Genomic DNA, 14,164 nt, shown 5'->3' with positions numbered 1-14,164 from the left:
CGCGGCGGAGCGGGTCGGTTCAGGCCACTTCGCCGAACGCCACGCTCACGCGCAGGCCGGTCGGCTCGGCGACTTCGAGCCGCAGCTCGGCGCCCAGCAGCTCCGCATAGCGCGACACGATCGACAGCCCCAGCCCCGAGCCCTGCCCCAGCTTCTCGCCGGCCGGGCCCTGCGCCCAGCGCTGCATCAGGTCGCGCTGCGCTTCGATCGGAATGCCCGGTCCGTCGTCGATCACGCTCAGCGTGCGGCCCGCCAGCTCGACCGTGATGGTGCTCCCGCCATAGCGCAGCGCGTTGTCGATCAGGTTGTCGAGGATGCCCTCCACCAGCGCCTCGTTGGCATACACCACCACGCCGTCGTCGAGGCCGCGCGCGCCGAGGTCGACGCCGCGCGCATCGGCGCGCGCGAGGTGGCGCAGCACCGTCTGCTCGGCCAGCACGTCGAGCCGCACCGGCACGCGCTTGAGTTCGGTGCGCGCCTCTTCGGCCAGCGCCAGCGCGAGCAGCTGGTCGATCAGGTGGCTCGCCCGCGCCTGCCGTTCGGACACGCGCTCGAGCTGCTCGCGCCACACGTTGGTGTCGTGCTGCGCAAGGCCGTATTCGGCCAGCGCGCGAATGCCCGCCAGCGGCGTGCGCAGCTCGTGCGCCACGTTGCCCACGAACTCGCGCTGCGCCTGCACGCTCTGGCCCAGGCGTTCGAACAGCGAATTGACCGCATTGCCCAGGCGCTGGAGCTCGCGCGAGGTCTGCGCCACCTGCACCGGCGACAGGTCGTGCACGTCGCGGCGGTCGAGCGCGCGCTGCAGGTCGCCCAAGGGCCGCAGGTCGCTGCGAATGCCGTACCAGAGCCAGATCGCGAGCAGCACCAGCAGCAGGATCTGTGGTGCCAGCGCATAGCCGAGCAGCTGGCGCACCAGCGCGGTCCGGCTCAGCGTGGTCTGCGCAATGATCACGCGGTAGGGCATGCTGAGGTCGGGCTCGGCGTCATGCTCGAGTACCACCGCGCGCAACGCGCTGCCTTCGTAGTCGATGTCGGAGAAGCGGTAGCGCGAGCCGTCCATAGGCAGCGGCGCGCTCAGGCCGGACTGGCCCGAGATCAGCGTGCCGTCGAGCCGCTGCACCGCGAAGTACACCTTGTCGACCTGGTCGAACAGCACCGTGGCCACTTCGCGCGGGGTCAGCAGCAGCTCGATGCCGCGTTCGCCGGCTTGCACGTTGGCCGACAGCGCATACGCGTCGTCGAGCATGCCGCGGTCGAAGGCCTGCTCCGAAAAATAGTTGGCGATGACCAGCGCGATGACGGCACCCACCATCCACGTGAGCGCCAGCGGCACCAGCACGTTGCGCAGCACGCGCCGCGTGAGCGAAGGCGCGCGCTGCGTGGCCTGTTGCTGTTCTGCGGTCTCGCCGGTCACGCTCGGATCACGCCTCGGCTTCGAGCAGGTAGCCGATGCCGCGCAGCGTGCGGATGCTCGCGCCGGTGCCCTGCAGCTTCTTGCGCAGGCGCGAGATGAAGGCCTCGAGCGCGTTGTCGCCGAGCGATTCGTCGAAGCTCGAGAGCTTGTCGGACAGCGCACGCTTGCTCACGGTGCGGCCGGGCGGGCTCATGAGCTCCCACAGCACTTCGAACTCGCGCGCAGGCAGGTCGAGCGGACCGCTGTTGGTGGAGAAGCGGCGTGCCTTGCGGTCGAGCTTGAGCTGGCCCAGCAGCACGATGTCTTCGGTGCCCTTGGCGCGGCGCACCAGCGCGCGCAGGCGGGCTTCGACTTCGGCCAGGTCGAAGGGCTTGCCGAGGTAGTCGTCGGCGCCGGCGTCGAGGCCGGCAATGCGCTCTTCGGTCCGGCCGCGCGCGGTCAGCACCAGCACCGGCGTGCGGTCGCCGCGCGCGCGTGCCTGGCGCAGCGCGGTGAGGCCGCTGGCCAGCCCGCTGGTGGGGCTGGCAGTGGCCGGCAGGTTGAGGTCGAGCAGCACCGCATCGAAGGGCTGCACGCGCCAGAGATGGTCGGCATCTTCGACGTTGGTCGAAACGTCGACCCGGTGGCCCGCGTCCGCAAGGCTGCGGACCATGACATCGCGCAGAACGGCGTCATCTTCGACAAGCAGAATTCGCATGGTGTTTGAATGGTTGGGGGTAATCTGCCCTTGCGAATGACGGGTCAGCAGCCGGTCAGTCGCTCCAGCGATAAACGCAACATGAGCATACGACAGCAATATGAACCACGGGCCATTTTCATGGCCGGCGCAACACGATGAGTGCGCGCGAACCCTCCGATCAGCTGAGCGTGGTGCCTCCCGAGGTGCAACGCACCGCCGTGGTCCTGCTGCATGGCCTGTGCAGCACGCCTGACGAGTTGCTGACCGTGCAATCGGCACTGCGCAGCCGCGGCTACCCGGTGCATCCGCTGTCGATAGAGGGTTACTCGTTCGATGCCGCCGCGCCGCTGCAGCATGCCGCGCCGTTCGAACGCTGGATCGATGCCATACAGGCCGAGGTCAAGGCGCTGCGCGCGCAGCACGACCGCGTGATGCTCATCGGCATTTCCGCCGGCTCATCGCTCGCGCTGGGCGCGGCCATCCGATGCGGCGCGGACGTCGACGCGCTGGTGCTCATGTCGACCACGCTGCGCTTCGACGGCTGGGCCATTCCGCGCACGCAGTTCCTGCTGCCGCTGGCCTTCTACACGCCGCTGGGCCGGCTGTGGCAATACCGCGAGCGCCCGCCCTACGGCGTGAAGAACGAACGCGTGCGCGCCTGGATCGAGCGCGAGCTGCGCCACCGCAAGGTGTCGCGCGCGGGCAGCTCGGTCATCGGCGTGGGCCACCTGCGCGAACACGACCGCCTCATCCGCCACGTGCGCCGCAACCTCAACAGCGTGCAATGCGACAACGTGCTCGCACTGCATGCCCAGCAGGACGAAGTGGCCAGCGTGGCCAACCTCGACATCCTCGCGCGCGGCCTGCGGTGCCGCGCATTCCGCACGGTGGTGGTCGCGAACAGCTACCACATGATCACAATCGACAACGACCGTCAACAGGTGGTACGTGAAACAGTGTCTTTTGCCGACGCCGTGGCCCATGGCACGATGCCCGAGCATCCCCTGTACGCCTGATCTGCCTGCCCACGCCTGAAAGGAAAGCATCCCCATGTCTTATTCCGACGCCTCTTCGCCCACCTTCAACAGCATCGCGACGATCCTCGAGACCGACTTCAAGGTCGAGCGCTCAGCCATCTCGCCCGCCACCGCGCTGTCCGACCTCGGCCTCGATTCGCTCGCGCTGATGGAGTTCGTCTTCGCGGTCGAAGACGCCTTCCACCTGCGCATTCCCGAAGACCGCCTCGACCCGCGCGAAGCCGGCATCACGCTGCAGCGCCTGTGCGAAGTGATCGACGCGGAAAGCAGCGGCACCGCCGCCGCCAGGCCCGCGCAACCGGCCGAAGTCCCGGCATGAGCAGCGGAGCCGCCCACGCCGTGCTCGCCGCTTCGGCAGCGCGCGCCGCATCCGCGCCGGTGCGCGTGAGCGGCCTCGGTTTCATCACGCCCATCGGCCGCACCGTCGAGGACTTCGACGACGCCCTGTTCGCCGGCCGCTCTGCGGTTCGCGCGCAGAAGCTCGAGATCAAGGGCATGGACACGATGGAGCTTGCCGTCGCCGCCTGCGATTTCGAATCGAACGGCGTGCGCAGCACCTCGCGCCTGCCGCTGGACCGCGGCACGGCCATGGCCCTGGCCGCCGCACAGGACGCCGCCGCCGAAGCCAGGCTCGACCTGGAGACCATCGACCGCGACCGCCTTGGCATCTTCTGGGGCAGCGGCCTGGCCGGCGCCGGCACCTTCGACAGCACCACCAGCGCGCTCTACGGCGAACAGCGCCGCATGCGCCCGACGACCGTGCTCACCGTGATGCCCAACGCCGCCGTGGCGGAGCTCGCGCTGCACTTCGGCGCTCGCGGCTCGGCCATCGCCTACGCCTGTGCCTGCGCCTCGTCGGCCGTGGCCATCGGCGAAGCCATGCGCGCCATCCGCGGCGGCTGGATCGACGTCGCCATCGTCGGCGGCCATGACGCCATGCTCACGCCCGGCGTGATGGCCAGCTGGCACGCGATGCGCGTGATGGCGCCGCCGCCGGCCGACGCGCCCTCCTCCGCCTGCCGCCCGTTCTCCGGCGACCGCGCGGGCTTTGCCATCGGCGAAGGCGCGGCCGCGCTGGTGCTCGAATCCAAAGCGCACGCGGCCGCCCGCGGCGCCGGTGCCGCGCCCTTCGTGCTCGCCGGCTACGCCACCAACTGCGACGGCACGCACATCACCAACCCCGACACCGCCGGCCAGGTGCGCGCCATGCGCGCCGCGCTGCGCGACGCCGGCATCGAAGCCTGCGACGTGGGCCACATCAACGCCCACGGCACCGCCACATCGGCCGGCGACGCCGCCGAGGCGGCATCGATCCGCGAAGTGTTCGGCAAGGCCACGCCGGTGAGCGCCACCAAGGCCATCCACGGCCACGTGCTCGGCGGCGGCGGCGCCATCGAACTCATCGCGGCGCTGCGCGCACTGGCCCGGGAGGCACTGCCGCCCATCGCCAACCTGCAGACACCGGACGCCGCCTTCGACCTGGATTTCGTCCAGGGCGAGGCGCGCGAGGCCAAGGGAATCCGCTATGCGCTGTCCAATTCCTTCGCTTTCGGCGGCACGAACGCGGTCATCGTGGCCGGCCGCGCGTCGGAACGCTGAAGATTCGCTGAGCACTTCCTGAAAAATCGAACGCGGTGCATCGGCTGGTCGTCTTCGTCGTGCCCGTGTTCGCGCTGCTCATGGCGTGCGAGTTCGCCTGGGGCTGGCTCAAGCGGCGCAACACCTACCGTTTCAGCGACACGCTCGGCAGCCTGAGCCAGGGCCTGCTGAGCCAGGCGCTCGCGGTCTGCACCCAGCTTTTCCAGATCGGCCTGTACGCGATGGTCTATCCGTTCGTCGCGATCTGGACCCGGCCGGACTTCTGGGACAGCGCCATCGGCTGGATCCTGGCCGTGGTGCTGTTCGACTTCTTCGACTACTGGCTGCACCGCGCGGGCCATGAGTCCGCCGTGTTCTGGGCCGCGCACTCGGTGCACCACCAGAGCCAGCAGTTCAACTTCTCCACCGCGCTGCGGCAGGAAAGCACCGTGGCCTTCCTGGGCTGGGCCTTCTACCTGCCGATGGCGGTGGTCGGCGTGCCGCCCGAGCAGTTCGGCCTTGCGGGGCTGATCGTGCTGGTCTACCAGTTCTGGATCCACACCGAGCACATCGGCAAGCTCGGCTGGTTCGACCGGGTGTTCTCGTCGCCGTCCAACCACCGCGTGCACCACGCGGTGAACGACGGCTACGTCGACCGCAACTACGGCGGCATGCTGGTGATATGGGACCGCATGTTCGGCACCTTCGCCGAAGAAACCGAACGCTGCGTGTACGGCACGCGCAAGGCGCTCGCGAGCTTCGATCCGCTGCGCGCCATCGTCGGACCCTATGCGCCGCTGCTGCGCGACGCCTGGCACACGCGGCGCTGGCAGGACAAGATCGCCGTGTGGTTCAAGCCGCCGGGCTGGCGGCCGGCCGACGTGGCGGCACGCTTTCCGGAGGCACCGTTTTCCCTGGAAGAAGCCATGCGCATCCACGACCCCCGACTGACGCGTGCGCAGGTCGCTTCGGCCGCGCTCCACTTCTCATGCTGGGTCGGCGTGACGCTGGCATTCCTGTGGCGCGCCGACGACCTGGCCTTCCAGACCGGACTGGCGCTGCTCGCGCTGGCGGTCGGCGGCTTCTGGTCCATCGGCGCGGTGCTCGATTCGAAACTGCGCCTGCGCTGGGCCTGGTGCGCGCAGGCCGCGTTGCTGGCGGTCTCGGCGGCACTGCTCGCCAGCTGAAGGGCGCACCGCGCCCACTGGCTATGCTCGGCGCTTCCATCGCTCCGAAGCAGGCAAGAAAACACCATGCGCAGGCTCGCCACTCCTGAAGACATCGACACCGTCTTCGCCCTCTACATGCACGAGAAGGTCGTGCCCTACCTGGGCTACGACCCGATGCCGCTGGAAGACTTCCGCGACATCTACCGGCAACTGCTCGATGGCCGCGATTTCTTCGTCTACGAGCGCGGCGGACGCATCGCGGGCTTCTATCGCGCCGCGCGCTACCCCGGTCGAGTGCGGCACGTCGCCAGCCTCGGCACGCTCGCGGTCGATCCCGCGTTGCACGGCCAGGGCATTGCGCTGGCGATGGTGACCGACGCCATCGACCGGCTCAGGTCGGCCGGCGTCAAGCGCATCGAGCTCATCGTCGAAAGCGACAACGCGCCGGCGCTGCGCTTCTACGAAAAGCTCGGCTTCGAGCGCGAAGGCACGCTGCGCAAGTTCTACAAGCGCGCCGGCGACGCGGAGGCCATCGACGACCACGTCATGGCGCTGCTCATCGATTGAAAAAGCTGCGTCAAGGCTTCCAGCGCCGCAGCAGCAGCGCATTGGCCATCACGCTCACGCTCGACAGCGCCATCGCCGCGCCGGCCACCACCGGGCTCAGCAGGCCGAAGGCCGCGAGCGGAATGCCGGCCACGTTGTAGGCAAAGGCCCAGAACAGGTTCTGCCGGATCTTCGAGACCGTGCGGCCCGAGAGTTCGAAGGCCTGCGCCACCAGCGCAAGGTCGCCGCGCATCAGCGTGATGCCGGCGGCTTCCATGGCCACGTCGGTGCCGCCACCCGAAGGCGCCATCGCGATGCCGACATCGGCCGCCGCCAGCGCGGGCGCGTCGTTGGCGCCGTCGCCGACCATGGCCACCACGTGTCCGTTCTTTCTCAGGGCGGCGACCTGCGCGGCCTTGTCGGCCGGCAGCACGTCGGCGCGGACATCTCCCGCGGCAATACCCAGCCGCGCCGCCATCGCTTGCGCGGCGCGCAGGTTGTCGCCCGAGATCATCACCACGCGCAGGCCGCGCGCACGCAGGGTGCGAATGGCTTCGGCGGCCTGCGGCTTGGGTTCGTCGGCAAAAGCCAGCAGCGCCTGCACATGCGCCGCGCCGGCCTCGTCGAAACGCAGCAGCGCGGAGACCGTTGCGCCCTTGGCCTGCAGGCGATCGACATCCGCCGCTTCGGGCATGGCGTCGAGTTCGCGGCACCAGCGCAGGCTGGCAATGGCCCAGGTGGCGCCGTCCACATCGCCACGCACGCCGCGGCCCGGCATGGCCTGCATCGCGCTCAACGCCGGAGCCTGCAGATTGCGCTGTGCGGCAGCGGCCAGCACCGCCTTCGCGAGCGGATGCTCGCTGCCGCCTTGCAGGCTGGCAGCGACCGCCAGCAACTCGTCTTCTGCCTCGATGGCACCGGCCACCGGCAGCAATTCGGTCAACACGGGACGGCCCAGCGTCAGCGTGCCTGTCTTGTCGAAGGCGACCGTGTCGACGCGGTGGGCGATTTCAAGCGCGCGCGCATCCTTGATGAGGATGCCGTGCTTTGCCGCCACCCCGGTGCCGGCCATCACCGCCACCGGCGTCGCGAGACCGAGGGCACACGGGCAAGCGATGACCAGCACCGCCACCGCATGGATGAGTGCCGTCTCGATGCCCGCGCCCGCAAGCAGCCAGCCAGCCAGCGTGACGAGCGCGATCACCAGCACCACCGGCACGAACACGGCCGCGACCTTGTCCACCAGCCGCTGGATCGGCGCCTTCGCCGCCTGCGCGTCTTCGACCAGCCGGATGATGCGCGCGAGCACGCTCTCGGCACCCACCGCGCTCACCTCGATCACCATGCGGCCGTCGCCGTTCACGGCGCCGCCCGTCAATGCATCGCCGGGGCCCTTCGGCACGGGCAGCGGCTCGCCGGTGAGCATCGACTCGTCGACTTCGGACTGCCCCTCGACCACGCGCGCATCCGCCGGCACGCGTTCGCCGGGCCGCACCACCAGGTGGTCGCCGACCATCACTTCGGCCAGCGGCACATCGCTTTCCTTGCCACGCGCGCCGACCAGGTGGGCGACCTCGGGGCGCAACTGCTGCAGCGCACGGATGGCCGACGTGGCTTGGCGCTTGGCGCGCGCCTCGAGCCACTTGCCGAGCAGCACCAGCGTGATCACCACGGCCGAAGCCTCGAAATACAGATGCGGCATTTCTCCGTGGCCGGCATGCTCTCCGGCGGCCGCGCGCCACCACAGCCACAGCGACAACCCGAAGGCCGCGCTGGTGCCCAGCGCCACCAGAAGATCCATGTTGCCGGTGCGTGCCTTCGCGGCATGCCAGCCCGCGCGGTAGAAGCGCGCGCCGAGCCAGAACTGCACCGGCGCGGCAAGCAGCAGCTGCACCCAGGGCGGCAGCATCCAGTCTTGCCCGAACGGGCTGCCGACCATCGGCGCCATCAGCGGAATCGACAGCAGCAGGCCGGCGGCAACCGGGCCGAAGCCGTGCCAGGGCGACAGCGCCGCGGCTTCGTCGGCCGCGCTTGCCGCCACGCGCGGTTCGTAGCCCGCGGCACGCACCGCGCGGCGCACGCGCAGGTCGATGTCGTCGCCCGGCGCTGCCACGATCCGCGCCGATTCGGTCGCGAGGTTCACGCTCACGTCCTGCACGCCGGGTACGTTCTTGAGCGCGCGCTCGACACGCATCACGCATGAAGCGCAGGTCATGCCGCCGACCGAGAGGTCCAGCGTGGTCCGGGGTTGCTGCAGTGAATTTTCCATGTGCCAAGGCTAAAGCCTCACACCGTGGCAAGGTCAAGCGGATACTTTCAGAACCCCTTCGCTGGACATTGACATCGTGAGAGGGTTCAGACTTGCATCCTCTTCCCGATCATTTCAACAGGAGCAAAGACGATGAGCCAGAAATTCCAGGTCACGGGCATGAGCTGCGGCCACTGCGTGAACGCGGTGCAGAACGCCGTGCAGACGGTCGACCCCGAAGCGCAGGTGACGGTGGATCTCCCCACCGGCCACGTCGACGTGCTGAGCGACCAGCCGCGCAAGGACATCGTGGCCGCGATCGAGAACGCGGGCTACGCCGTCCAGCAATGACAGGCCACGTCGCCATCGGCGAAGCGGCGCAGCGCTCCGGCGTGTCGGCCCGCATGGTCCGGCACTACGAAGGCCTGGGCCTGCTGCCGGCGGTGGCACGCACCGAGAGCGGCTACCGCCAGTACGACGACGCCGACATCCACACGCTGCGCTTCATCAAGCGCTCGCGCGACCTCGGCTTCTCGATGGAGGAAATCTCGGAGCTGGTGGGGCTGTGGCACAACCGCCGGCGCGCCAGCGCGAGCGTGAAGCGCATCGCCGAAAAGCACCTCGGCGAACTCGAACAGCGCATTGCCGACATGCAGTCGATGCGCAACACGCTGGCCCACCTGGTCCACTGCTGCCACGGGGACGCCAGGCCGGATTGCCCGATCCTCGACGACCTGGGCAAGCCCTAGCAAACGCTCTCTTCCAGAAACACCGCGGAACCGGCTTTGCCGGGCCGCCGGTGTTGCCCCCGGCGAGGGGGGAGGAGAAGCGACACGAAGTGCGCGAAGCCTGGGGGAGCGCCCCAGTCAGGCGCCCCGCACCAGCGACAGCACCTTGCCCGCATCCAGCGTGCGGGCCTTCTCCTGGATGGCCGGCAGGTACTGCGTCTGCAGGCTCTGCCCTTCCTTCACCACGCCGGAGAACGCGTCCTTCAGCATCTGGGCCGACAGCGTGCGGCCGCCGGCGTAGTAGCGCTTGGCCACATGCCCCAGCGCATAGGTCGAGGCGAAGCTCATCCCCGAACTCACGGCCTGGTTGCCCAGCCCGCGCAACAGCCCGCCGCCCACCTTGCCGAGCAAGCCGCCGAGCAGCTTGCGCCCGGCCTGTTCCAGGTACTGCGAAGTCAGGCCCACGCCGACCGTGGCCAGGAAATCCTTGACGTGGCCGCTGTCCAGCTGGTAGCCGTGCGCCTGGCCGATGCGGTAGACCAGCTTCATCTGCAGCGGAATGATCGCCATCGTCGACAGCGTCTCGGGCAGCAGTTCGAGCGCGCCGTTGAGGATGGCGGCGTTCAGGATGGTCTTGTCGAGTTCGGCGCCGTCGGGTGAATTCGCGGCGGTGGCCACCGCCGTTGCCGCCACCGGCACCGCCGCGATTTCTTCCACCTGCTGCGAGAAACCGGCGGCCGAGGCACCCAGCCCCAGCGAGGTGCGCACGTCCGCCAGGAACATGCGCTCGGAATCCGACTGCGCGCCGTCGGCATCGCACACGCACACCGCCATCTCGTAGGCGAGCTGCCGCGACTCGGTGCTCTTCAGCTCACCCGCCACCGATGCCAGCGACACCCGCTTCATCAGCACGTCCTGGTAGAGCGTCGGCAGGTTCACGCCGTCGGCCTGGGACAGGCCCTCCGCGATCCGCTTGATCTCTGCGCGTTCGCGTTCGTGTTTTTCGCCGTCGACGAAGGCCGCCAGCAGGCTGAGGGTCACGATGGCCTGTGTTTCAGAAGGTGTCATTTTTGATATTTCGTAATTTGCAATGTGAAGAAGGGCTGTGTTTTTCTTGCCGGCAACGGCGCGGCCTCCTCGGGCACGTTCTCCCCACAAAACTTGAGCAACTCTGTGGATAACGTTGGAGCTTCTGTGTAGGGACGTTGCAAGTTGTTGATTTTCAAAAGGAATCTACAGACTGCCTTATTTTTGCGCAATGGATTACCCTGCCCGAAAAACGTCTTTCGCAGATTTCCGAAGGGGTGTCAAAGGACAACTCTGGGGACAGTTCTGGCACAAGCCATCGGTTATCCACAGCGCTGCCGGGTTACCCAAAGTTGTTCATTTGCCAGGTACAGCCCAGAAGCGCGGCTGCGCACAGTGACACGGGCATGACAAGTCGTTGTCGCATAACGAGAAAAGCGGCATGTCCACAGAGGTGGGCAACCCTTATCTACTACTACTAATTTGAATAAGAAGAATAAGAAGATGGGAAAGGGACAGGCCTCGCCCGAAAAAAAGGCCGCGAAAGGCCGCGCCGGCCCCGGCGCCTCGGTCGAAAACCGGTCCTCCCGGCGCGCTCCCCCGTCGGTAACATCCGCGGGATGAGCTTCAAACCCCGGATCCTGATCGCCGAAGACGAATCGGGCATCGCCGACACGCTGCAATACGTCCTGAAAAGCGACGGTTTCACGCCCATCTGGTGCGCCACGGCCGAGGAAGCGATCGCGCAGTTCGCCCAGGAACCGCCCGCGCTGGCCATCCTGGACATCGGATTGCCCGATCTCAACGGCTTCGAACTCTTCAAGCGCCTCCAGGCGCTGAATCAGTCGATGGGCGGACCGGAGGTGCCGATGGTCTTCCTGACCGCCCGCAGCGACGAAATAGACCGCGTGGTGGGCCTCGAACTGGGTGCCGACGACTACATCGCAAAGCCGTTCTCCCCGCGCGAACTGGTCGCTCGCGTACGGACCATCCTGCGGCGCAGCGCCAGAAACGCGCCAGGAAGCCCGGGAACGGCTCCAGTGCCGAACCATGGGGTACCCCATCAAATCGGCGCCCACGGGCCTCATGCGGCCGCTCAACCCCCTTCCATGCCGTTTTCGCTGGACGTCGAGCGGATGCAGATCCGGTACTACGGACGCCTGCTCGAACTCTCGCGCTACGAATACGGCCTGCTGAAATTGCTGGTCCAGCGCCCGGGGCGCGTCTTCACGCGAGACGAACTGCTCGAACTGGTCTGGGACGACTCGAGCGACAGCTTCGACCGCACGGTCGACGCGCACATCAAGACCCTGCGCGCCAAGCTCAAGGCGATTGCGCCGGACGTCGAGCCGATCCGCACCTTGCGCGGCACCGGCTATGCACTGAACGAAGAATTGCCAGCCAAGGCGCCGTGACCAGGCGCACGCGGATATTCATCGGGATCCTGCTGATCTACACGGCGGGCATCGCCTTCCTGCTGTACCGCGTGGTCTCGGACATTGACCCGCGCTACCGCGAGTCGGCCGAGGAATCGCTGGTCGAGACCTCGCAGCTGCTGGCCAGCCTGGTCGAGCAGGACGTGATCGCCGGCGCCATCAACACCGCGCGCCTCGAGCCGTTGTTCCGCACCGCCTATGCGCGCGAGTTCTCGGCGCAGATCTACAACCTGCACAAGAGCCAGGTCGAGCTGCGCGTGTACGTGACCGACCGCAACGGCCGCGTGATGTTCGATTCGCTCGGCAGGCATCTCGGCGCCGACTATTCGCAATGGATGGACGTGAGCCGCACGCTGGCCGGCCTGTACGGCGCGCGCACTTCGCGCGACGTCGACGGCGACCCGCGCACCTCGGTCATGTACGTCGGCGCGCCGATCCGCTGGAACAACGAGATCGTCGGCATGGTCAGCGTGGGCAAACCGGTGCAGAGCTTCGGCCAGTTCGTGGAAGACGCGCGGGCGCGCACGCTGTGGGTGGGCGTGGGCTCGGGGCTCGCGCTGCTGCTGCTGGCGCTGATCGTGTCGGTATGGCTGGTGCGGCCCTTCGGGCTGATCCGCGACTACTGGACCTGGGTGCGCGCGCAGCGCACCCTGAGCCTGTCGCGCATGGTGCGCCGCGCCATCGACGGCGTGCGCAGCGGCTTCAGCGAAATGCGCGACGCATTGACGGGACGCAGCTACGTGGCCGACTACGTGCAGACCTTCACGCATGAAGTGAAGAGCCCGCTCTCGGCCATTCGCGGTGCGGCCGAACTGCTGCAGGAACCGTCGATGCCGCATGCCGAGCGCGAACGCTTCCTGGTGAACATCGAGCGCGAGACACAGCGCATCCAGGAAATCGTCGACCGCATGATGGAGCTCACCGCCCTCGAGACACGGCGCGTGCTGGACCGCACCGAGCCGGTCGCGCTGGCTTCGCTGATCGACGACATCGCCATCAGCGCCCAGCCCGCGGCGGCCAAGCGGAACATCAGGCTGCTGGTGAACATCCGCAACGAAGCCAGCACGGAAGGCGACCCGTTCTTGCTGCGCCGCGCGATCAGCAACCTGCTGGACAACGCAATCGATTTTTCACCGCGCGACAGCGAGGTGCTGCTCACGCTGGAGACCACCTCCAGGCTCGCGCGCGTGAGCGTGCGCGACCACGGACCGGGCATTCCGGAGTACGCGCAGGAAAAAGTCTTCCAGAAGTTCTATTCGCTGGCCAGGCCGCACAGCAAGAAGAAAAGCACCGGGCTCGGGCTGGCGTTCGTGAAGGAAATCGCGACCTTGCACCGCGGGCGCATCGAGCTGGGCAACGCGTCGCGCGGCGGTGCGGTGGCGACGCTCACGCTGCCGCTCTTGTCACATCCCGGGCGGAGTCACTGAGCGGATTTCAGTACCTTGAGCTCGGGGCGCGGCGGCAGTGATTCGGGCAGGCGCAGATCCCACACCAGTCCGCATCGTTCGAGCAGCCTGAGCATCCACCAACCCGGATCCCACTCGCCGGGAGCGAGCCCGAGCCGGGCTGATCCTGGAAACGCATGGTGGTTGTTGTGCCAGTTCTCGCCCATGGTCAGCAAGGAGATCCATGGGATGTTGCGGCCCTGCACCGCCGCGCCGCGCACTTCGTAGTTCATTTCGCCCTGGTTGTGCGCAAACCAGCCGATCAGCCAGTGGCCCAGGACACCAGCCGTCACGCGTGCGCATACGCCCCAGACAACGAAAGCCCAGCCACCCCAAATGTAGAAAAGCACGGCGATCGGCAACTGCTGCAGCATCCAGGTCCGTTCGAGCCAATGCAGGAATGGATCCTCCGCGACAAGAGGTTCGAGCTGCATGTCCGGCGGGTGCGGGAACCTGAGATCGCAATGCAGTTGCCACCATGCGTCGGTCCAGAAACCGCGGCCGTGCCGCAGGTAGTCGTGACAGGCCGGCAGGCGCTGCGCGTAGTCGCGCAATTCATGCTGGCGAAGAATGCCCAGTGGACCGGCCAGTCCGACGAGGACCCCGCAGTAGATCAAAGTGCATCGCAGCCAGCGAGGACATTGAAAGCTGTGATGAATCAGCTGGCGATGGCTGCCAAGCGAATGGCCGAACAGCAGGACGAAAGCGGTGCTGGCGACAAAAAGTGCCAGTGCGTCCCAACGAAAGAAAAAAATGCCGCCGCCAAGCGCGGCGGCAGCCATGCCGGAGAACCAGAGCGACTTGGCCGGTGCATACCGAACTTCACCATCGCAGCCAAAGCTGGCTTGTGTTGCACGA

The 14,164-nt window shown here is 67.6% G+C and carries 13 protein-coding genes and 1 pseudogene; 9 read left to right on the top strand and 5 right to left on the bottom strand.

What is annotated here, in order from left to right; genetic code table 11:
- Positions 1-19 precede the first annotated feature (19 nt).
- Entirely contained in the window at positions 20-1,414 is a 1,395-nt protein-coding gene (locus AC1RVW_RS22240; RefSeq protein WP_081269745.1) for a sensor histidine kinase, read from the bottom strand.
- A gap of 7 nt (positions 1,415-1,421) precedes the next feature.
- Positions 1,422-2,111, bottom strand: coding sequence for a response regulator transcription factor (locus tag AC1RVW_RS22235; RefSeq protein ID WP_081269746.1), 690 nt, complete (start codon positions 2,109-2,111; stop codon positions 1,422-1,424).
- Between the two features lie 137 nt (positions 2,112-2,248).
- Between AC1RVW_RS22235 and AC1RVW_RS22230 the strand changes: the two genes are divergently transcribed.
- The 5 genes and pseudogenes from AC1RVW_RS22230 to AC1RVW_RS22210 all read left to right on the top strand — a co-directional run.
- Positions 2,249-3,109 carry an alpha/beta hydrolase gene (locus tag AC1RVW_RS22230; protein ID WP_081269747.1) on the top strand — a complete coding sequence of 287 codons (861 nt, stop codon included), beginning with the start codon at positions 2,249-2,251 and terminating at the stop codon, positions 3,107-3,109.
- A 34-nt stretch (positions 3,110-3,143) separates the two neighbouring features.
- Entirely contained in the window at positions 3,144-3,449 is a 306-nt protein-coding gene (locus AC1RVW_RS22225) for a phosphopantetheine-binding protein (RefSeq protein WP_106936266.1), read from the top strand.
- Positions 3,446-4,729 carry a beta-ketoacyl-[acyl-carrier-protein] synthase family protein gene (locus AC1RVW_RS22220; RefSeq protein ID WP_493202550.1) on the top strand — a complete coding sequence of 428 codons (1,284 nt, stop codon included), beginning with the start codon at positions 3,446-3,448 and terminating at the stop codon, positions 4,727-4,729. Before AC1RVW_RS22225 ends, AC1RVW_RS22220 begins: the two co-directional genes overlap by 4 nt.
- A 35-nt stretch (positions 4,730-4,764) precedes the next feature.
- On the top strand, positions 4,765-5,895 hold the full coding sequence (locus AC1RVW_RS22215; protein WP_493202548.1) for a sterol desaturase family protein: 1,131 nt from the start codon (positions 4,765-4,767) through the stop codon (positions 5,893-5,895).
- Between the two features lie 54 nt (positions 5,896-5,949).
- Positions 5,950-6,444: pseudogene (locus AC1RVW_RS22210) on the top strand (GNAT family N-acetyltransferase); the annotation flags it as partial.
- A 10-nt stretch (positions 6,445-6,454) separates the two neighbouring features.
- On the opposite strand, the gene AC1RVW_RS22205 reads toward AC1RVW_RS22210, so the two are convergent.
- Positions 6,455-8,692 carry a heavy metal translocating P-type ATPase gene (locus tag AC1RVW_RS22205; RefSeq protein WP_493202546.1) on the bottom strand — a complete coding sequence of 746 codons (2,238 nt, stop codon included), beginning with the start codon at positions 8,690-8,692 and terminating at the stop codon, positions 6,455-6,457.
- 132 nt (positions 8,693-8,824) lie between these two features.
- Here AC1RVW_RS22205 and AC1RVW_RS22200 point away from each other — a divergent pair, with 132 nt between their 5' ends.
- Positions 8,825-9,022, top strand: a complete 198-nt coding sequence (locus tag AC1RVW_RS22200) for a heavy-metal-associated domain-containing protein (protein ID WP_081269753.1) — start codon at positions 8,825-8,827, stop codon at positions 9,020-9,022.
- The gene (gene cueR, locus AC1RVW_RS22195; RefSeq protein ID WP_285413805.1) at positions 9,019-9,420 is read left to right on the top strand and encodes a Cu(I)-responsive transcriptional regulator; all 402 of its coding nucleotides are present in this window, start codon (positions 9,019-9,021) and stop codon (positions 9,418-9,420) included. The genes AC1RVW_RS22200 and cueR overlap by 4 nt, the downstream gene beginning before the upstream one ends.
- A gap of 117 nt (positions 9,421-9,537) precedes the next feature.
- Here the strand turns inward: cueR and AC1RVW_RS22190 are convergent, their stop codons facing one another.
- Positions 9,538-10,467 (bottom strand): YcjF family protein, encoded by a 930-nt coding sequence (locus AC1RVW_RS22190; RefSeq protein WP_493202544.1) that lies wholly within the window; start codon positions 10,465-10,467, stop codon positions 9,538-9,540.
- A gap of 578 nt (positions 10,468-11,045) precedes the next feature.
- On the opposite strand from AC1RVW_RS22190, the gene creB reads away from it, so the two are divergent.
- Positions 11,046-11,840, top strand: a complete 795-nt coding sequence (gene creB / locus AC1RVW_RS22185) for a two-component system response regulator CreB (RefSeq protein WP_493202542.1) — start codon at positions 11,046-11,048, stop codon at positions 11,838-11,840.
- Positions 11,837-13,288, top strand: coding sequence for a two-component system sensor histidine kinase CreC (gene creC / locus AC1RVW_RS22180; protein ID WP_081269757.1), 1,452 nt, complete (start codon positions 11,837-11,839; stop codon positions 13,286-13,288). The genes creB and creC overlap by 4 nt, the downstream gene beginning before the upstream one ends.
- Here the strand turns inward: creC and AC1RVW_RS22175 are convergent.
- On the bottom strand, positions 13,282-14,088 hold the full coding sequence (locus AC1RVW_RS22175) for an acyl-CoA desaturase (protein WP_493202540.1): 807 nt from the start codon (positions 14,086-14,088) through the stop codon (positions 13,282-13,284). The two genes, creC and AC1RVW_RS22175, sit on opposite strands and share 7 nt — an antisense overlap.
- Positions 14,089-14,164 lie beyond the last annotated feature (76 nt).

The organism is Variovorax sp. MPBD4-3 (assembly GCF_058809745.1).
This window is presented reverse-complemented; position numbering and strand designations above follow the sequence as displayed.